The organism is Streptomyces sp. LX-29 (assembly GCF_029541745.1).
Taxonomy (GTDB): Bacteria; Actinomycetota; Actinomycetes; order Streptomycetales; family Streptomycetaceae; genus Streptomyces.
Genome location: NZ_CP089746.1, coordinates 6,547,165 through 6,565,251 on the forward strand (window position 1 = coordinate 6,547,165; position 18,087 = coordinate 6,565,251).

Sequence of the window (18,087 nt, forward strand, 5' to 3'; positions counted from 1 at the left end):
GTCGGTGGACGTTCATACCGATACCATCCAGCCCGGCGAGACGTCCTCTTCAGTGCAGACCGCAGCCGACACCACCGAGGGCTCGTTTACGCCGAAGAAGACCACAGTGTCGATCACCGGGGTCGTTCGTACACCGCAGTAAGTGCGGAGCCGGCTGTGCAGCCGGACTGCTACCGGACTGGGCCGGCCAGCGTCTCGATCGGGCCCAGGCCCCATGGATTGGGCTTGCGGGTGAGGCTCGCCAGTTCCTCGGGTGGTTCACTCCCGTCCCTGACGATCGTCACGTAGGTCTTGGCCTGCTGCAGGCTCATCCGTGGGGCCTGCTTGCGCAGGTGCCGCATGGCGGCGGCGGTCCCGACGGAGTCCGCGAGGTGGCGGATGTCCGCGGCGAGGGGGTCGGGCATCTTGATGCCCTTGACCTGCCGGAGGTAGTCCTCCTCCCAGTCATCGGTCCAGTCGGTGCCGGGAACGAAGTGGATGCTCCCGTCCTCCCGGTCGACCAGGTAGGGGCCGCCGAGGAGGTTCCCGCGCAGATCGGGGTTGCGGGCGCCGTTCGCCGACGTCCAGTAGACGAGCCACCCGACCGAACGCTCCTCGACGGCGTAGACAGCCAGCTTCGGGATCAGCCTCGCCCATGCCCAGGTCGGCCGCTCCCGCTCCAGCAAGGACTCGACCAGCTCGATCGCTCGTTCCTGGGAAATCATGCTTCCCATCCTTCACTCCGGGCCAACCGGACTTCAGCGCACCCCGTCATCGATCCGGTGCCGTCCGGCGCGCGGTGCAGGGAAGCCACCATCGCTGCCGAGACTGAGGAGTGCGCAGCGGCCCTCGACGCCCCGCCGGCCGAGTATTGGAGAACTCGCGGCCTTGGTGGAGACGCTGCAAGCGGTAGCCCGCGGCTGGTATCCCGACCTTGTGCCTCGCGCCCCACCTTGTCGCCCGCGCGGAAGCACTCACCGGTATTTCGCCCACCCATCCCGGTGCACTCCGAGGTCCGCCGCCGCGGCCGCCCAGAGGCCGGGAAAACAGAAAAACCCCAGATCAACTGGGGTTCCTGCTGGTGTCCGAGGGGGGCTTGAACTCTCCTCTCGGGCACCAGCTCATTAGTTAGCTGACCTGCAAGAACGTAGCCCTTGAGGCTCCTTGGAGCCTATCGGGGTTGGTCATGCTCACCTGCTGTTTCTGCCCGTTCCTGGCCGCTGTTGGTCATGCGTTGGTCACGTGGCCGAACCCCGTCAGCCCTGATCAGCTCTTCGCAGACTTGGCTACTCGTCGGCCGGTCGGCGGGATCCGGGTTGAGCATGGCGTTGATGAGGGTGCCCAGTACCCCGGGCACCTTCACCGGCCGGTGTGGTCCGTCTACGATGGCTTGACGTTGATCCTTGCGGCTCGCGTCATCGGGGTAGGCGACGTGGCGTAGTCCGGTAGCGCTGATGAAGAGCGAGGCTCCGAGGGCGTAGACGTCCGCTGCCATGCTCGGGGCTGCCGTACCGGTCTCCAGCACGCTGCGCGAGATTTCCGGACTCTCGTAGTGGACGAGACAGCCCCGATAGCTGAAGTCGTATCTGGCGGGCACGCTTCCGCCGTGCGCCAAAGCGAGATCGATAAGCGCTGTTCCCTTGGGGCTGGTGATCAGGTGCGCAGGCTGGACGTCTCCATGTGTCCAACCCATTGAGTGCAAAGAGGCTACGGCTTCCGCGCAGGACAGCGCTTCACCTAGGTCAGGTACGGATGAGGCCCCTTCAGCGCGGTGGGGCTGCCAGAGGTCGTACAGGCTGTCGCCCTGGTGCCAGGGCTGGACGTTCCAGGTGCCGTGTTCCCAGTCGCCATAGCTCACGTCGTCCCTGTTGAGGCGGCGCAAGATCGCGCCTTCGCGCGCGGGGGCCAGGGCCGTCCAGGCGTGCGTTGTGGTCGGGTAGCCGACCTTGACGGCGTAGGTTCTGTGGGCCGAGCGGACTTTCCAAAGCGTGGTTCCGCGCCGGTTCATCACTAACCGCTGAGACAGCGGGTTGAGGGCTTCCAACGCCGAATCGGGCAAGCCGTAGGGCCCGGTGTGAATCATTCTTCTACCTTCCAAACGGTGAAGCCGACCCCCAGGCTGGGAGCCGGCTTCGCTCACGTCGCGGGCGGAGAGTACCGCTGATCAGTCAGCGGCGTTGCGGTAGTCGCGGCCACAGTCCGAATCGCACTGTGCAGCCGAGGCGCCGTCCACGGTCCATAGGTCGTCCAAGACCATGAAGCCCTTCGCTTTCATCGCGTGTGCGGTCGCCGTGACCTCCTCCAGGATCCGGCCGCCCCCGCCTGGACGGGGGTTGTGCTCCAGGAAGCGACCCGCGTACTTCTCGCAGAACTGGCGGTAGTCGGCCGTGTGGAGGATGAACGCGTGAAGCGCGCCGTCCACGTCGTCCGACGGCACCATCTTGACCGTGGCCGTGCCGACGGTCGCTAGGAAGGCGAGCGCCTGATCCGTGGCGCGCTCCGCCTTCTCGCGGTCGTACCCGAAGTGAATCGTGGTGAACTCCGCGACACTATCGAACAGTTCGGAGTCGACCAGGGAACGGCCGACCTTGAGGTCGTTCGCTACTGCTGTCATTGTGTATTCCCTCCCAGTAGGAGCAGTGCACGGCACTTGCTGACCCGCCCCAGCCCTGAGCCACAGGGGCGGAACGGGGTACTGGACCTGCCTGATTGGAGTTCCTCGCCTTGACCTCCAGGCGGGCCATTTGATGACCCGCCCCTACCGGTGTCGCCTTCGGGGGATGACTGGCACGCGGTAGGGGCGGGCGCGGGACCTGGTCCCCGCCGAGTTAGCCGAGGACAGCGGGGCCAGGAGTCTTCTAAGGCCCGAAGATCGAGGCAGGTGGAGACGCCAGGGCGGTCATGTTCAGCCCTGCCGCGAGCCGGGATGGGCCCTCAACAGGCCACTCTCTTTCGTGGGCTGGCGGAAGCCGGCTGTGTCCCAGGGCGTGCCCTTGCCGTTCGGCGGATACAGGGTCACCCGTACCTGCTGAGGGCCCTCCCAGCCCATCATCAGACCCACCTTGCCGGTCACCGTGTCCATCACCGGATCACCGATCATGGGCATGGGGGTGATCGGCGCCGAACGGGAGTCACGGCTCTCGGCCACGTTGATGGCCATGAGCAGCCCCTCAACAAGCCTTTCAGCGAGGAACCGCAGTTCTTCCACCGTCACCTTCGGCTGCTTGAGCAAGTCACGGGCGTGCCCCAGGAGCTGGCTGCACATGAACACGCTCTCGTCTTCCGCCACGCTGTCGATCGCGTCGGTCATGCGGCTGAGTAGGCCGTCCGGGTCGTCAGAGCTCACGATGCCCGTCCGGCCGTGTTCGTCGGGGGGAAGCTGTCGGAGAGTCACCACGACACCTCCGTGGACTCGCAGCCCGCGCACTCGTTGGACCAGAGCCTGCCCCGGCCGCCCACGCGTTCACTGGTCAGCACGTAGGGGCGGACCAAGGCAACGTCTTCTCCGTGGACCATCCACTTCTGCCACACGACGCGCGGGAGGGTGGTCTCGCTGGCCGGGATCTTCGGCGCCTCGTAGGCCGGGGCCATGGCGGGGTGGCGTCGTCGCACCGATGTGCACAGCCTCCCCAGCGCCAATTCGAAGATCAGCACGGTACGTTTGTTCACGTCATCAACTCCGGTTAGTTGGTGGCCACGCCCCCGGACGTTGGCCCGTCGCGGGGGTCTTCACGTGCATGGCCTGAGCTGGGGGCGCCCCACCTTTGGCCTGAACCTGCCGCTGCCCCCCCCCGTGTGGAGCACCACCGGATGGGCATCACGACACTGGGAATCGAACATGGCGTCAGCTTCGGTGACCGGCTGGGCGGTTCCGATGACCAGTATCTGCCCGTAGCTCTACGCTCAACCCCGCCAGGGACTTGATGGATCACAGAGTCAAATGGGGGATACAACCATGCCAGCCCCGAAACCGATTGCCCCACACCAGTCCCGCGCGGCCGAGCTCGGAGCGGCAATCCGCAAGTACCGGGCCGCGAAGAGGTGGACTCAGGCCGAGCTCGGCAAAGCGGTGGCGTTATCGAACACGGCCATCTCAAAGTTCGAAAGCGCCGTCAACATCCCCTGCCGTGACACCGCTCGACGCATGGACGATGCCCTTGGCGCGAACGGACATGTTCGCAGACTCCGCGACCACCTCGATGACAACCCTGACGCAAAGTGGGTCCAGAAGTTCCTTCACGAGCACCTGAACGCTGCGGAGACCCGGCAGATCAGCGGGTTCACGCCCCTTCTGCTTGAGACAGAGGAACACACTCGGCTCGCACTGCAAGCAGGACTGCCGCTGTACGGCGGAAACCTAGATGACAAGGTCATCTATCGAGCGAAGCTGCGCCAGGCGCTACTTCGCCCCGATCCTCCGATGTTCCGCGTGGTACTGGAAGAGGCTGCGTTACACATTGTCACTGGCGGCAAAAGGGTCATGCGGAGCCAGTTGCTCCACCTGATCGAGCGTTCACATGAACCGAAAGTCGACCTTAGGGTGTTGCCGTTCGAAGGCCACGGCGTCTTCAACGAGGTCGGCGACGTGACCATCTGGGATCGGCCGAGCAGACCTCCCGTGGCATTCCGGCCTTCCGGGCGTTCTGGAAAATTCATCACGAAGCGGGAAGCTGTTGCAGATCTCGTGGGCCTCTATGATCACCTCTACCGCATAGCGCTAGACCAAGAGGCATCAAGAAACCTTATTCAGAAGGCTGCTGAGGAGTTGTACCCGTGCGCACGACCCGAATCGACCTGTCCATAGCTGACTGGCGCAAGAGCACCTACAGCACGGGAGGGAACGGCTGCATTGAGATCACTGAGCAGTTTCCCGGAGTCGTTCCTGTCCGTGACAGCAAGAACCCCGAGGGCCCTGCCCTGTTCTTCCCTGAAACTGCGTGGGGCTCGTTCATCAAGGGTGTGAAGGCGGGAGAGTTCCCGATCACCTGACCCTCAAGCAATAAATGCCCCGACCAAATCTGGCCGGGGCATTTTTGTGTTGGTTCGTTAGAGGGATACGAGTCCAGGAACGCGAGTTTCCTACCGTGACTGCCTTCGGGACGCCCCGCTGTGGACCGTCTATGCCACGACCGGGGTACGGCGCAGTGAAGCGCTGGGCATGAAGTGGTCCCTCATTCGATGGGACGAGAGAGCCATTGAGCTGGGCTGGGTCGTGGTGGAGGAGGGCAACGCCCATCGCCTCCGGAAGCTCACCAAGGATGGAGATGCCAACGCTCGCATCTATGTCGATCGGTCCGTGATGAACGTCCGGCGGGCCACAGGACCCGGAGAAGGTGTCGGCGCGGTGGCGCACCCGGCTTCACCTGCCTGAGGACTTCCGTATCCATGACTGGCGACACAGCAAGGTCACGAACGACCTGGAGGCCGGGGAGAACCCCGTAGAGGTCTCTGCGAACGTCCGGCATCACTCGCCGGGCTACACCATGGCCCGGTACGGCCACTCACGTAAGGACGGGGCGCGGAAGCTCGCCGCCTCCGGTGCGGGCCGACTCGGCCTGTCCGCCCTGGTCTAAGGGCAAGATCGCTGGGCCGTTGGTCACGTGGTTGGTCACGCCACTGCCCAGAAAAGCAGAAAACCCCACGTGAAGTGGGGTCTCAGCTGGTGTCCGAGGGGGGACTTGAACCCCCACGCCCGATAAAGGGCACTAGCACCTCAAGCTAGCGCGTCTGCCATTCCGCCACCCGGACCGGTGTCTGTCGTGCGGCCCCTGGCCGCTCCGACGTGGAAAACAATAGCAAACATCCGGGCGTGCTCGATCACGCCGGGGAGGGGGCCGGGACGGGGTGGATGTGGCGGGCGGATGACGGCGGTATTGCCGCCTTGGGCTGGGCGGGCGGGGGAGGGAGGATGGGGGCGGATCCCGCCGCCAGCGGCGCTGACAAGGGGGTCGCGCGGTGGCAGCGAACGACGAGGAGGCAGTGTGAGCGAGTCGATGTCGACCGCGACTGGGAGCGGTGCCGTCAGCGGTGAGGACGAGGTCGTCGATCTCTGCCGTGAGCTGATCCGGATCGACACCAGCAACTACGGGGACCACTCCGGGCCCGGGGAGCGCGCCGCCGCCGAGTACGTGGCCGAGAAGCTGGCCGAGGTGGGGCTGGAGCCGCGGATCTTCGAGTCGCACAAGGGGCGGGCGTCGACGGTGGCGCGGATCGCGGGCGAGGACCCGTCGCGGCCCGCGCTGCTGATCCACGGGCATCTGGACGTGGTGCCGGCGAACGCCCACGACTGGACGCACCACCCGTTCGCCGGGGAGATCGCCGACGACTGCGTCTGGGGGCGTGGCGCGGTCGACATGAAGGACATGGACGCGATGACGCTGGCGGTCGTGCGGGACCGCCTGCGCAGCGGGCGCAGGCCGCCGCGGGACATCGTGCTGGCCTTCCTGGCGGACGAGGAGGCGGGCGGGGTCTACGGGGCGCGGCACCTCGTCGACCGGCACCCCGATCTCTTCGAGGGGGTGACCGAGGCCATCGGCGAGGTCGGCGGTTTCTCGTTCACGGTGAACGAGAAGCTGCGGCTGTATCTGGTGGAAACCGCCCAGAAGGGAATGCACTGGATGCGGCTGACGGTGGACGGCACCGCCGGCCACGGCTCGATGACCAACAAGGACAACGCGATCACCGAGCTGAGCGAGGCGGTCGCGCGGGTGGGCCGGCACAGGTTCCCGGTGCGGGTGACCAAGACCGTGCGGTCCTTCCTCGATGAGCTCTCCGACGCCCTCGGGACCCCGCTGGACCCGGAGAACATGGACGAGACGCTCGCCAAGCTCGGCGGCATCGCGAAGATCATCGGGGCCACGCTGCAGAACACCGCCCAGCCGACCATGCTCGGCGCCGGGTACAAGGTCAACGTCATCCCCGGGCAGGCCACGGCGCACGTGGACGGCAGGTTCCTGCCCGGCTACGAGGAGGAGTTCCTGGCCGACCTGGACCGGCTGCTCGGGCCGCGGGTGCGGCGCGAGGACGTGCACGCGGACAAGGCGCTGGAGACCAGCTTCGACGGGGCGCTGGTGGAGGCCATGCAGACGGCCCTGAAGGCCGAGGACCCGATCGCTCGGGCCGTCCCCTACTGCCTCTCCGGTGGCACCGACGCCAAGTCCTTCGACGACCTCGGCATCCGTTGCTTCGGCTTCGCCCCGCTCAAGCTGCCGCCGGAGCTGGACTTCGCCGGCATGTTCCACGGCGTGGACGAGCGGGTGCCGGTGGAGGGACTCAAGTTCGGAGTACGGGTGCTCGACCGCTTCCTCGATCACTGCTGAGGCCGGAAAGCGGCGCTGAGCCCTGAGAACGAGATCTTCGGCGAATTCACTCTCCGGTTGCCGCATTGCGGCCGGTTCATCGGAAAGAGTGAAGCCCGCGGAGGATTCGTAGCTTGATTACATCGTCCTCGTTATCGGCAGTGCGGCCCGAGGCTGGGCCGCATTGTCAATGAGGAGGAACGATGATCAAGAAGGTTGTCGCCGTCGCGGCCGCCACCGGTGGTCTGGTGATGGCAGGTGCGGGTCTGGCTGCCGCCGACGCGGGCGCCCAGGGCGCCGCGCTGCAGTCCCCCGGTGTCGTTTCCGGCAACGTGATCCAGGCTCCGGTGAACACGCCGGCGAATGTCTGTGGCAACACGATCAACGTGGTCGGGCTGCTGAACCCCGCCATGGGAAACACCTGCATCAACAAGTGACGTTGCGTCACCCTTCTTAGCCGCCACTCAGGGCGGCGTCATCTCGCGCGGTCCCGGAGTGCGCGTCAGCGCCCCGGGGCCGCGCGGCATAGCGCACACGGGCGATCCTGCCCGTGTGGGTTTTCGGCACGACGCAATGCAAGGAATCGCATGCGACAGGTTGCGAAGAAAAGTCTGATGACGGTTGCCGCGGCGGGCAGCGTGCTCGCCGCCAGCGCCGGTTACGCATACGCCACGGGCCCGGGCGGCGCCCATGGCCATGGCGCCGCGGCGAATTCGCCGGGTGTGGCCTCCGGCAATTCCATTCAGGTGCCGGTGAACGCGCCGGTGAACGCCTGTGGCAACACCGTCAATGTGGTCGGTGCGCTCAACCCCGCGTCCGGCAACACCTGTGTCAACCACAGCGGCGGCGGAAGTCACCACGGCGGCTCGCACCAGGGTGGCGGCAGCTCGGCGAAGGGCGGCGCGCACCGCTCTCCCGGAGTCGGCTCCGGCAACCAGGTGCAGGTGCCGGTGAACGCCCCGGTGAACGTCTGTGGCAACACCGTCAACGCCCCAGGGATCGGGAACCCGGCGGCCGGCAACGGCTGCGTCAACAGCGGCGGGCACGGCCATGGGCCGCAGCAGCCGGGCGGACACACCCCGGGCAAGCCGGGGCCGCATTCCCCCGGCAAGCCGGGCCACCCGCGGCCGGAGGAGCCCGGCAAGCCGGGTGAGCCGGGTGAGCCGGGCAAGCCGGGTGAGCCGGGCAAGCCCGGCGGTGACCAGCCGGGCGGCGAGAAGCCCGGTCCCCAGGAGCCGGGCCAGGAGAAGCCGGGGCCGGAGAAGCCGGGTGAGGACAAGCCGGGCGAGGACAAGCCGGGTGAGGACAACCCGGGTCCCGAGGAGAAGCCCGAGGGCCAGAAGCCCGAGGGTCACAAGCCCCCGACGACCGAGGTGAAGGGCGGCGGCCACATCGGCACGCCGGTGGACGACTCGTCCGTCTTCGGCGCGGCCGCCGGCCCCGCCGCGCACATCGCGGGCAAGGACCAGCTGGCGTCCACCGGTGCCGGCCCGCTGGAGATGGTGATCCCGGCAAGCGCGGGGATGCTGCTCGCGGGCGCCGTGCTCTACCGCCGGTCTCGCGCCGGGCAGCACTGAGGGAACGGCCGGCCCGGTCACAATCGAACCGGCCGGCCCGATCCACCGGCCGTCGCCATGAGCGATCGGCCTGATGAGGCGTACGTGGCCTGATTCGTACCGAGCGGGCTCCATACGGGGCCCGCTCTGTACGTGCGCTCTGTGCGCTCTGTGAGCTCTGCGCGGCGCTCTCTGCGCTCTGCGCGCTCTCTGAAGCTCTGCGCGCCAGGTGTGGAAACGCGCGCTCCCGTGGTTCGCGGTGGCGCGGAAGGACACCTCGGCGCGTCGAACGGTGGCGGCGCCCGTCGTACGTCCGGCGGTGCCCGGTCCGTCCGGCACCCGCCGGTCCCGCCGTACGTCGGGTGCCCTCGGCTCTCTGGGCTCCGGCCCGTGACCGCTTATCGGGAGCCGTCGCTCACCAGGTGGCGCGGATCTGGCGGATGATGCGGCGGCGCAGCCGCACTCTGCGGCTCCCGTCGGGATTCAGTCGTAGTCGGTCCAACTCCCAGTGTCCGTACTCGGCATGGTCGGTCAGCAGACGGGTCGTGGCCTTGCGGGAGACTCCCCGCGGCACATACACATCACAGAATTCGTATTCCGGCATCGCAATCTATTGTGCGGGAACTGCCCTGATACGGATAGCGTCTGCACTATGTCTGATGCTGCGCAGCCATCCGCTGCCGAGGTACGCGCCGCCGCTGAGGCCGTGAAAGCCGCTCTGGACCGCCACCTCGACGCCGTCGAACGCCGGTCGGGCGAGGACGACGCGGCCGTCTACGCGGCGTTCAACGACCTGGCGGCGGCAGCCGAGGCGTACGACGAACTGCTCTACGACACCTACGACGAGGTCACCCCGTTCGAGATCCCGGCCGAAGAGGGCATGCCCGCCTACGCCGGACCGGAGGAGCCGACCGCCCTGAGCCTGTTGATCCGCCGGGACTACGCGGTCGTCGAGCCGCAGCGCCTGCTCTCCCAGGCGCGCCGGGTCACCGACCTGGACCCGGACTCCGCGCCTGGGAACGGAACGAACCGCACCGCCGCGGGCGGTGCCGGCGACAGCGTCCATGCCGCTCTCGGAGTGCTCTTCGGCGAGTACGAACCGGATGAGATCGCCACCCGACACAAGGAGTTCGGCCTGGCGGAGGGCGACTCCACCCTGTGGGTGACCGCCGCCGACGAGCTCGCGGAGCCGGGGGAGTGGCTGGAGGCCCCCTTCGACCAGGCCGACCCGCAGCGGCTCGTCTGCCGCTTCGACGTCAGCGAGGTCTTCGACCAGGACCTCGACGATGACGACATCCGAGTCGGCGGGGTCGATGCCGATGTCGAAGACGACGAGGGCGAGGGCGAGGCCGACGACGTCGACGAGGCCGACGGGGACGAGCTGGAAATGCTCCGCCCCGAGAACTGACCCGGCGGCCCGTGGGCCGGACACGCCGCGGGCCGCATCGGCCGGACACGCCTCGGACACAGGCCCGAACCGCACCCTCGCCGGCCGCCCCGGCCTGCTCTGGTCCGTGAGAGGGCGGGTGGTGTGGCGCCGAGGGTCGGGTGGCGTAGCGGTGGTCCGCCGGGAGTGGGCTGTCGTGGGGCGGTCTGGTGGGAGCGGGTCGTGCCGGCGTTGGCCGTCGGGGTCCGGCCCCGGGTGGCTGCGGTTGTGTGGCGCCGCGGGTGGTGCATCCGCTGGCCCGGCCGCCGTTGTGTGGCGTAGCGGTGGCCCGCCGGCGGTGGGCTGTGGTGGGGCGGTCTGGTGGGAGCGGTCGTGCCGGCGTTCGCTGTCGGGGTCCGGCCCTGGGTGGCTGCGGGTGGTGTGGCGCCGCGGGTGGTGCACCCGCTGGCCCGGCCGCCGTTGTGTGGCGTAGCGGTGGCCCGTCGGCAGCGGGCCGTGGTGGGGCGGGGAGTCAGGGCAGTACCGGCGTTCGCCGTCGGGCCCGGTCCGCGCCCCAGGAGGGGCGCGGCGCGGGCCGATCGCCGCACGGCGGAGGGTTGGCAGCGGCCCGAGGTGGGCCGAGGCCGGGTGCTGCCCGGGCCGCCGGGGGGCAGGCCGCATGGGTCCGTCGGCCGTGGCCTGGCTATGTGGGGGGCGAACTGACCGCCGCGGGACGGACGACGCGTCCCGCGGCGGCGCGGGTCAGTCGGCGGTCGGCGCCGCCTGCGCCTCCAGCAACGACCGCAGTCGGGTGGTCCGCTCCTTGGCGGGGATGCGCGCCACCGCGTTCGGCAGCGCGTCGTCCGCGCCGTGCACCACCGACAGATGGCGCTCGCCGCGGCCGAAGGCGGTGTAGACCCAGGCCCGGGTGAGCGCCGCAGTGGCGTCGCCCGGCAGCACGACGACCACGGCCGGCCAGCGCGATCCGGCCGCCTGGTGCGCGGTGACGGCCCACCCGTGCCGCACGGTCTCGGCGACCTGCTCGCGCGGGATGACGACCGCCGCCCCCGCGCAGTCCAGATGGAGACCTTGCGTGTCCGCCGAGGTCACGGTGGCGAGCACCATCCGGCCGGGCGCCGGTACATAGGCCACCCGATCGCCCGGGTCGAAGCCGCCGAACCGGCCCGGGCCCGGGTTCAACCGCTCCTTGAGCGCCGCGTTCAACGCGCGTGTCCCGGCGGCGCCGCCATGGCCGGGGGTGATCACCTGCACCTGCTCCGCCGGCACCCCGATCACCCGCGGCACGGAGTCCGCGACCAACTGCACGGTGCGGTGCACGGCCTCCCCGGCGTCGCGCACCGGCACGATCACGACCTCCTTGTGGGGGGCCTCGACCTGGTTCAGCTCGCCGATGCCGATGCCGGAGACCAGCTCGCCGATCGGGCCGGGGTCCGGGGTGCGGGAGACGACCTGCGGGCAGCAGCGGGCGGCCAGCAGATCGGCGAAGACCCGGCCGGGGCCGGCCGACCACAGCACCCCAGGGTCACCGCTGAGCACCAGGCGGGCGCCGTCCGGCAGCGACTCGACCAGCATCGCCGCCGTCTCGACATCGAGCTGCGGGGCGTCCAACACCACCAGCAGGTCGAGGGCGAGCGCGCCCTCCTCGTCCCGGCCCGGGCCCTCGTGACCCGAGAGCAGCCCGGCGACGGTGACCGCCGCCGTTCCGCTGTCGGCGTCCGGGCCCTCGGGGTCCGCGCCGCCCGCCTCGCCGAGGCCCGCGGCACGCGTGTCGGCCGCACCGGTGGAGCCCGCCGGCCCGGCCGCTGACGGTGCCGCCAGCCGGCGCCGCCCGTCCTCGCTGTGTGTCGCCGCGTACGCCCGAAGGCCCAGCGCCCGCGCGGCGCCGACCAGCGCGGCGGGCTCGGCCCGCGCTGCCTCGCCGCCGCTGTGGGCGACCAGCCCATGGCCGGCCACGGCACGGATCAGCTCGGCGGCCGAGGGGGAGGGCGCCGCGGCGGCGGCGCCTTCCCAGTCCGGCCTCGCCGCAACGTCGCCCCGCGGCTCCGCCGCCGCGCCGTCCTGCTGGTCCGTCGCGCCGACGGCCTGCTCAAAGGTGTTGATCAGCCGGGCGAGACCGTCGGCGAGGCTCTCCTCCGCCAGCGCGTACCGATCCAGGCCGAGCAGGATCCGCACCGGCGGCTCGCTCTCGTCGCCCTCACCGTCCTCGCCCTCACCACGACCGGTGGCCGCCGCGCCCGGCCGGCCGCCGCCGGGCGTCTCCAGCGCGTCCTGGAAGACGAGCACGGCGCCGTCCCCGATCGCCGTGCGCAGCGCCTCCTCCGGGTCCGGCACGGTCTGCCGGGCCAACGCCTCGCGCACGGCGGTGGCCGTCAGCGCGGTGTACCCTTCCAGCGCCGCCCGCTCCAGCAGCCAGGTGATCAGGGCCTGGGAGCGCCGCGCGTCGCCCGGACCGCAGGCGGATCCGAGCAGCGCCCGCGCGAAGCCGTCGGCCTGCTCCGGTCGCATCCCGGGGACGCCCAGGAGCAGCCACGGATCGGCCCGAAGGGCGTCCGCCGCCTGCTCGCCGAGCGCCTCGACCACCGGTCCGGCCAGCTGCGCCGGGGCGCCGCCCGCGGCCAACACCTCGCGTACCCCGGCGGTGTCGGCGAGCGCGGCCGCGGGACGGGACGCGCCCGGCGCCACACCGCCGACGGCCGGGCGGGCCGGGCCGGCGGTGACATCCCGCCGCGCCGCGGCGGGAACGGGTCCGGCGGCGACTCCAGAAGGCGCCTCCTGCCTCGCCTGCGGCGCCCGCGGCGTCGCGGAGGGGGCGGGGGCCGACGCCCGCTCCGTGAAGAACGAAGCCGCCGAGCGCTCGCCGCTCTCCACCGCCCGTACGGCGGCCGCCAACGCCTCCGCGGCGGCGCTCCGCTTCCGGCCGCTCCCGGCCTGCGCCCCTGTGTCCGTGCTCGGCCGTTCCGCCTCACGCGCGGCCCCCGGCGCGCCCGCGACCGGCCGGGCCTCTTCTCCGGCGCCTTCCGCGCGCGCGGCCCCAGTTCCGGTTACGGTCTCGGTCCCGGTCTCCGTGTCAGGCTGCCCCGGCTCCCCTGCGGCGTCCGCGCGAGCCGGCCCCGAGGCGTCCGCGCGCGCGTCCTCGGCGGGCTTCGTGGTGCTGGCGTCGGAGGGCGTGTCGTCGGACTCGGGAGCGGCTTCCGCGCCAGGCGCGCCGGACTCCCCGCCCGCATCCGAGTGAGCCGTTCCCGCGACATCCGCGTCGGCGTACCCCGCGGCCTCCGCGTCGACTTCCCCCGCCCCGGAAGAGCCGGGGGTCCCGGCGGTCTCCCCGCGAGGCTCCGCTTCCCCGGAGGCTCCCGCCGGGGCGGCCGTGGGTGCCTTCCCTGCGGCGTCCGCGGCGGAGTCCCCGGGGGTGTCCGAACCGGCGGGGTGGTCCGCGGGGACGCCGGCCTCGCGGGTGGGTACCCCCTCGGGTGCCTCCTCGGGCGCGGTGGCGGCGTCGCCGGCGAGGCGGTCGGTGCTCACAGGGTGCTCCAGTCCTGATCGGGGTAGCGGTGCACGGGCGCGGAGACGTCGTCGAGCGCCCGGCAGATCTCCTGGGGAAGACTAAGCGCCTCCGCTGACAACGCCGCTCTGAGCTGCTGCGCGTTGCGGGCGCCGACGATGGGCGCGGTGACCCCGGGGCGGTCGCGCACCCAGGCGAGGGCCACCTGGAGCGGGGTGGTGGCGAGGCCGTCGGCCGCGGTGGTCACCGCGTCGACGATGCGGCCGGCCTCCTCGTCCAGATAGGGGGCGACGAAGGCGGCCAGCTGCTCGGAGGCACCGCGCGAGTCGGCCGGTGTCGCGTGCCGGTACTTGCCGGTCAGGACGCCGCGGCCCAGCGGCGAGGAGGGCAGCAGCCCCAGGCCCAGGTCGAGCACGGCGGGGAGCACCTCCCGCTCGATGCCGCGCTGGAGCAGCGAGTACTCCATCTGTGTGCTGGCGAGCCGGGTCTGCGCGCCGGGCGAGGCCAGCTGCCAGGTGGCGGCCTTCGCCAGCTGCCAGCCGGAGAAGTTGGACACGCCGACATAGCGGGCCCGGCCGCTGCTGACCGCGATGTCCAGGGCCTGCAGGGTCTCTTCCAGCGGGGTGGCGGGGTCGAAGGCGTGCAGCTGCCAGAGGTCGACGTGGTCGGTGCCCAGCCGCTCCAACGAGGCGTCGAGGGCTTCCAGCAGGTGGCCGCGCGACGTGTCGAAGCGGCGGTCCGGGTCCGGGACGCTGCCCGCCTTGGTGGCGATCACCAGGTCCCGGCGCGGCACCAGGCCCTCCAGGAGCTGACCCAGCAGGTACTCCGCGGCTCCGTCCGCGTAGACGTCCGCGGTGTCGACCAGCGTGCCTCCCGCCTCCCAGAAGGCCTTGAGCTGCTCGGCCGCGTCGTGTTCGTCCGTGTCCCGCCCCCAGGTGAGGGTGCCGAGCCCGAGCCGGGATACGCGCAGGCCCGTCCGGCCGAGGTGCCTTAGCTCCATGACCGTTGAGGTTACTGGGCGCTCGCACAGCCGTGGTGGCCTGTGGATAACCCGGCGAGACACCCAGTGGGACCCCTGGTGAGACCGGGTGCGACCGGCCCGGTGCCCGGCCTGCGACCGGCCCGGTGCCCGGCCCGCGGTCGGCCTCCGCGGACTGCGGGTGGGCGACCCCTGCCGGATCCGCATGGCGCGCGCTAGAGTCCCGGAAACGGGACGTTACTGATCGGTAAATCGCTGAAGCGGTGAGAGGGAGCGGCATGAAGCTCGGAATCAACCTCGGGTACTGGGGCGCGGGAATGGACGCGGACAACCTCGCGGTCGCCCAGGAGGCGGACCGGCTCGGCTACGACGTCTGCTGGGCCGCCGAGGCCTACGGTTCCGACGCGCCCACGGTGCTGTCCTGGGTGGCCGCCAAGACCGAGCGGATCGACGTCGGCTCCGCGATCTTCCAGATCCCGGCCCGTACGCCCGCGATGACCGCCATGACCGCCGCCACCCTGGACACGCTCTCCGGAGGCCGCTTCCGTCTCGGCCTCGGCGTCTCCGGCCCGCAGGTCTCCGAGGGCTGGTACGGGGTCAAGTTCGACAAGCCGCTGGCCCGCACCCGCGAGTACGTGGAGATCGTCCGCAAGGCGATGTCGCGCGAGCGGCTGACCCACGAGGGCGCGCACTGGACCCTTCCGCTGCCCGACGGCCCGGGCAAGGCGCTCAAGCTCACCGTGCACCCGGTGCGCGAGCACATCCCGCTGTACATCGCCGCCATCGGGCCGAAGAACCTGGAGCAGACCGGCGAGATCGCCGACGGCGCCCTGGTCATCTTCTTCGCCCCCGAGCACGCGGAGGAGACCACGCTCGGCTCGCTCCGCGCGGGCCGCGCCAAGGCCGGGAAGACCCTCGAGGGCTTCGACCTGGTCCCCACCGTGCCGCTGGCCATCGGTGACGACGTGCACGCGCTGGCCGACCACTTCCGCCCGTACACCGCGCTGTACGTGGGCGGCATGGGCAGCGCCAAGCAGAACTTCTACAACAGGCTGGCGCAGCGCATGGGGTACGAGAAGGAGGCGGCCGAGATCCAGGAGAAGTACCTCTCGGGTGACAAGGCCGGGGCCGCCGCCGCCATCCCGCACCAGCTGATCGACTCGACCACGCTGCTCGGCTCGGTCGAGCGGGTCGCCGACCGGATGCAGGCGTACGCCGAGGCCGGTGTCACCACCCTGTCCCTGACGCCGGCCGGCTTCACGCTCGACGAGCGGATCGCGGGCCTGCGCGCGGGCGTGGCGGCGCTGGAGCGCGCCGGGCTGGCGTAACGGCTCACGACCGTACGGACCGCGCACGCGGCGGGCCGCACACGCGCCAGCACATGTGGGGTGCCGGACCCAGGGTGGTCAGGCACCCCACACGCCATGCCGCGGACCTCGCGGCCGTGGTGAGGGCTCGGGGGCCTCCCCGCCACGGCCGTCACGGAGCACAACGCCCCGGACGCCCCGCGGTTACGCCCCCGCACAACCCTCGCCACCTCTCCCGCCGACCGCGCGCCCCATGGGTGTCATTCGTTCGGTCTACTCACGGCACCCACCTGTTGCCCCTTGAGATATCCGGCATTTGACTATTTCTTTGCGGATGTCGTGCACGGAGGTGGCAGCATGTTCTCGGCGAAAAGCCTGTTCCAGGAGATCCTCGACAACGACGAGGCATTCCAGCTCTTCTGTTCCATAGCCGCCAGCGGGGAAGCGCAGGGCGGCTGGGAGAACGGCCGGATCGCGGCGCTGGTACCGGAGAGCCAGCGCGACCTGGCGCCCAAGATCACTCGGCATGGCGCCGACGAGGACAAGCACGGCCGCATCTTCAACGCGCTGCTGCGCAAGCGCGAGCTGGAGCCGGTCGAGGTACCGCGCGAGACCGACTACACCATGCTGCTGGAGACCCACGGCATCGGGCTGGCCCATGACAAGCTGCGCCGCGACGAGCCGCTGACCGAGCGGGACATCGTCACGTACCTCTCGCACAGCCGGGTCACCGAGCAGCGCGCCGCCGACCAGATGGTGATGTTGCGGAAGTCCTTCGGCGACCACCCCGACGTGGGTCGCGCGATCAACATGATCGCCGGCGACGAGGACAACCACCTCGCCTACTGCCACGAGGAGCTGCTGCGGCTGGCGGCCGCCGGACACGGCCGGCTCATCCAGGCCACGCTCCGGGAGACCGCGCTGGCGGAGATCGTGATCTACCGGGACGTCAGCCTCGCCGTGATGGGGCACATGGCCGCCATCCTGCGCTGGCCACGGGCGAAGTCCGCGGTGCTCATGGCGGCCATCCACGCGATGCACCTGGCCGAGCGGGCCGGCGGCTGGCGGCGGATGGTCACCCTCCGGATGCCCGAACGGCGCAACGCGCTGGGCGGCCCGGCGACGACCGCGCCCGAGTACGCCTAGGCCGTGTTTTAGATCGGGGTTCCGGTCCACGCCTCGCGCCGTGATGATCATGGTGTGGGGCGTGGGGATCTTTCTGATGAGCAGTGGTCGGTGCTGGAGTCGTTGCTGCCTGCGGCAGGCGTGAGCCGCAGGTCCGGGAACCGGCGGCGGTTGATGAACGGAATTCGGTGGCGGGTTCGGACGGGTGTTCCGTGGCGTGATCTGCCGCGCGAGTACGGGCCTTGGCAGACCGTGTACGGGCTCTTTCGCCGGTGGCAGCGTGAGGGTGTGTGGGCCCGGATTCTTACCTTGCTGCAGGCGAGGGCTGACGCGGCCGGGCTGATCACGTGGGAGGTGAACGTCGACTCCACGGTCTGCCGGGCCCATCAGCACGCGGCTGGTGCCCGCCGGGACGGGGCCGGGCAGAAGGAGCCCCCGGGAGGGGTCGGGACCGAGCCGGAGGATCACGGGCTGGGCCGGTCGCGGGGCGGGTTCTCCACGAAGATCCATCTGGCCTGCGAGCAGGGGCAGAAGCCGATGTCATTGCTGGTCACGGCAGGTCAGCGGGGTGACAGTCCGCAGTTCGAGCCGGTCCTCGAAGCGATCGCCGTGCCCAAGGTCGGCGGTGGCCGTCCACGGCGCAGGCCGCTGCGGGTGCGTGGTGACAAGGCGTACTCCTCGCGCGCCAACCGTGCTTACCTGCGCAGACGCGGGATCCGCTGCACCATCGCCGAGCCGGCCGACCAGGTCCGCAAGCGCCGCGGCCGGGCCGGTGGCCGAGCGCCGGCCTTCGACCGGGAGGACTACAAGGCCCGCCACGCGGTCGAGTGCGGAATCAGCCGCCTCAAGCAGCACCGGGCTGTCGCGACCCGGTATGACAAGCTCGCCGTCCGGTTCGAGGCGGCCGTCCAGATCGCGGCGATCCACCAGTGGCTGTGAATCAGCGGATGCCCGCAC

General features: G+C 70.5%; 18 protein-coding genes and 1 tRNA gene. 10 read left to right on the forward strand and 9 right to left on the reverse strand.

Annotated elements, in window-relative coordinates; translation table 11 throughout:
* Positions 1–170: 170 nt before the first annotated feature.
* The 5 genes from LRS74_RS27595 to LRS74_RS27615 all read right to left on the reverse strand — a co-directional run bounded on the left by LRS74_RS27595 (position 171) and on the right by LRS74_RS27615 (position 3,648).
* Positions 171–704: a YrhB domain-containing protein gene (locus LRS74_RS27595; protein WP_277743526.1), complete on the reverse strand. Its 534-nt coding sequence runs from the start codon at positions 702–704 to the stop codon at positions 171–173.
* A 446-nt stretch (positions 705–1,150) separates the two neighbouring features.
* Positions 1,151–2,062 carry a protein kinase gene (locus LRS74_RS27600; protein WP_277743527.1) on the reverse strand — a complete coding sequence of 304 codons (912 nt, stop codon included), beginning with the start codon at positions 2,060–2,062 and terminating at the stop codon, positions 1,151–1,153.
* Positions 2,063–2,143: 81 nt separating this feature from the next.
* Positions 2,144–2,593 (reverse strand): hypothetical protein, encoded by a 450-nt coding sequence (locus LRS74_RS27605; protein ID WP_277743528.1) that lies wholly within the window; start codon positions 2,591–2,593, stop codon positions 2,144–2,146.
* A gap of 291 nt (positions 2,594–2,884) precedes the next feature.
* Entirely contained in the window at positions 2,885–3,289 is a 405-nt protein-coding gene (locus LRS74_RS27610; protein WP_277743529.1) for a hypothetical protein, read from the reverse strand.
* A gap of 80 nt (positions 3,290–3,369) precedes the next feature.
* Positions 3,370–3,648: a hypothetical protein gene (locus LRS74_RS27615; protein WP_277743530.1), complete on the reverse strand. Its 279-nt coding sequence runs from the start codon at positions 3,646–3,648 to the stop codon at positions 3,370–3,372.
* 286 nt (positions 3,649–3,934) lie between these two features.
* Between LRS74_RS27615 and LRS74_RS27620 the strand changes: the two genes are divergently transcribed.
* The 3 genes from LRS74_RS27620 (at position 3,935) to LRS74_RS27630 (ending at position 5,552) form a co-directional block, all read left to right on the forward strand.
* Positions 3,935–4,783 carry a helix-turn-helix transcriptional regulator gene (locus LRS74_RS27620; RefSeq protein WP_277743531.1) on the forward strand — a complete coding sequence of 283 codons (849 nt, stop codon included), beginning with the start codon at positions 3,935–3,937 and terminating at the stop codon, positions 4,781–4,783.
* On the forward strand, positions 4,753–4,968 hold the full coding sequence (locus LRS74_RS27625; RefSeq protein ID WP_277743532.1) for a DUF397 domain-containing protein: 216 nt from the start codon (positions 4,753–4,755) through the stop codon (positions 4,966–4,968). Before LRS74_RS27620 ends, LRS74_RS27625 begins: the two co-directional genes overlap by 31 nt.
* 344 nt (positions 4,969–5,312) lie before the next feature.
* Positions 5,313–5,552, forward strand: a complete 240-nt coding sequence (locus LRS74_RS27630; RefSeq protein ID WP_277743533.1) for a hypothetical protein — start codon at positions 5,313–5,315, stop codon at positions 5,550–5,552.
* A gap of 87 nt (positions 5,553–5,639) precedes the next feature.
* Here LRS74_RS27630 and LRS74_RS27635 read toward each other — a convergent pair.
* Positions 5,640–5,727, reverse strand: a tRNA-Leu gene (locus tag LRS74_RS27635).
* Between the two features lie 245 nt (positions 5,728–5,972).
* On the opposite strand from LRS74_RS27635, the gene LRS74_RS27640 reads away from it, so the two are divergent.
* The 3 genes from LRS74_RS27640 (at position 5,973) to LRS74_RS27650 (ending at position 8,854) form a co-directional block, all read left to right on the forward strand.
* On the forward strand, positions 5,973–7,298 hold the full coding sequence (locus tag LRS74_RS27640; RefSeq protein WP_144385073.1) for a M20/M25/M40 family metallo-hydrolase: 1,326 nt from the start codon (positions 5,973–5,975) through the stop codon (positions 7,296–7,298).
* A 182-nt stretch (positions 7,299–7,480) separates the two neighbouring features.
* Positions 7,481–7,714, forward strand: coding sequence for a chaplin (locus tag LRS74_RS27645; RefSeq protein ID WP_277743534.1), 234 nt, complete (start codon positions 7,481–7,483; stop codon positions 7,712–7,714).
* Between the two features lie 177 nt (positions 7,715–7,891).
* The gene (locus tag LRS74_RS27650; RefSeq protein ID WP_347178164.1) at positions 7,892–8,854 is read left to right on the forward strand and encodes a chaplin family protein; all 963 of its coding nucleotides are present in this window, start codon (positions 7,892–7,894) and stop codon (positions 8,852–8,854) included.
* A 394-nt stretch (positions 8,855–9,248) separates the two neighbouring features.
* Here the strand turns inward: LRS74_RS27650 and LRS74_RS27655 are convergent, their stop codons facing one another.
* The gene (locus LRS74_RS27655; RefSeq protein WP_144384931.1) at positions 9,249–9,437 is read right to left on the reverse strand and encodes a DUF5703 family protein; all 189 of its coding nucleotides are present in this window, start codon (positions 9,435–9,437) and stop codon (positions 9,249–9,251) included.
* 48 nt (positions 9,438–9,485) lie between these two features.
* On the opposite strand from LRS74_RS27655, the gene LRS74_RS27660 reads away from it, so the two are divergent.
* On the forward strand, positions 9,486–10,241 hold the full coding sequence (locus LRS74_RS27660) for a hypothetical protein (protein WP_277743536.1): 756 nt from the start codon (positions 9,486–9,488) through the stop codon (positions 10,239–10,241).
* 720 nt (positions 10,242–10,961) lie between these two features.
* On the opposite strand, the gene LRS74_RS27665 is transcribed toward LRS74_RS27660, so the two are convergent.
* Both LRS74_RS27665 and LRS74_RS27670 read right to left on the reverse strand, forming a co-directional pair.
* A complete protein-coding gene (locus tag LRS74_RS27665; RefSeq protein WP_277743537.1) occupies positions 10,962–13,739 on the reverse strand; it encodes a helix-hairpin-helix domain-containing protein in 2,778 nt (925 codons plus the stop codon).
* Positions 13,736–14,719, reverse strand: a complete 984-nt coding sequence (locus LRS74_RS27670) for an aldo/keto reductase (protein WP_277743538.1) — start codon at positions 14,717–14,719, stop codon at positions 13,736–13,738. Before LRS74_RS27670 ends, LRS74_RS27665 begins: the two co-directional genes overlap by 4 nt.
* 257 nt (positions 14,720–14,976) lie before the next feature.
* Here LRS74_RS27670 and LRS74_RS27675 point away from each other — a divergent pair, with 257 nt between their 5' ends.
* From LRS74_RS27675 to LRS74_RS27685, 3 genes are all read left to right on the forward strand, one after another.
* A complete protein-coding gene (locus LRS74_RS27675) occupies positions 14,977–16,026 on the forward strand; it encodes an LLM class F420-dependent oxidoreductase (protein WP_144384927.1) in 1,050 nt (349 codons plus the stop codon).
* A 336-nt stretch (positions 16,027–16,362) separates the two neighbouring features.
* A complete protein-coding gene (locus tag LRS74_RS27680; RefSeq protein ID WP_277743539.1) occupies positions 16,363–17,151 on the forward strand; it encodes a ferritin-like domain-containing protein in 789 nt (262 codons plus the stop codon).
* A 54-nt stretch (positions 17,152–17,205) separates the two neighbouring features.
* Complete coding sequence (locus LRS74_RS27685; protein WP_277743540.1) at positions 17,206–18,069, forward strand: IS5 family transposase; 864 nt, start codon at positions 17,206–17,208, stop codon at positions 18,067–18,069.
* The last annotated feature ends 18 nt before the right edge of the window (positions 18,070–18,087 follow it).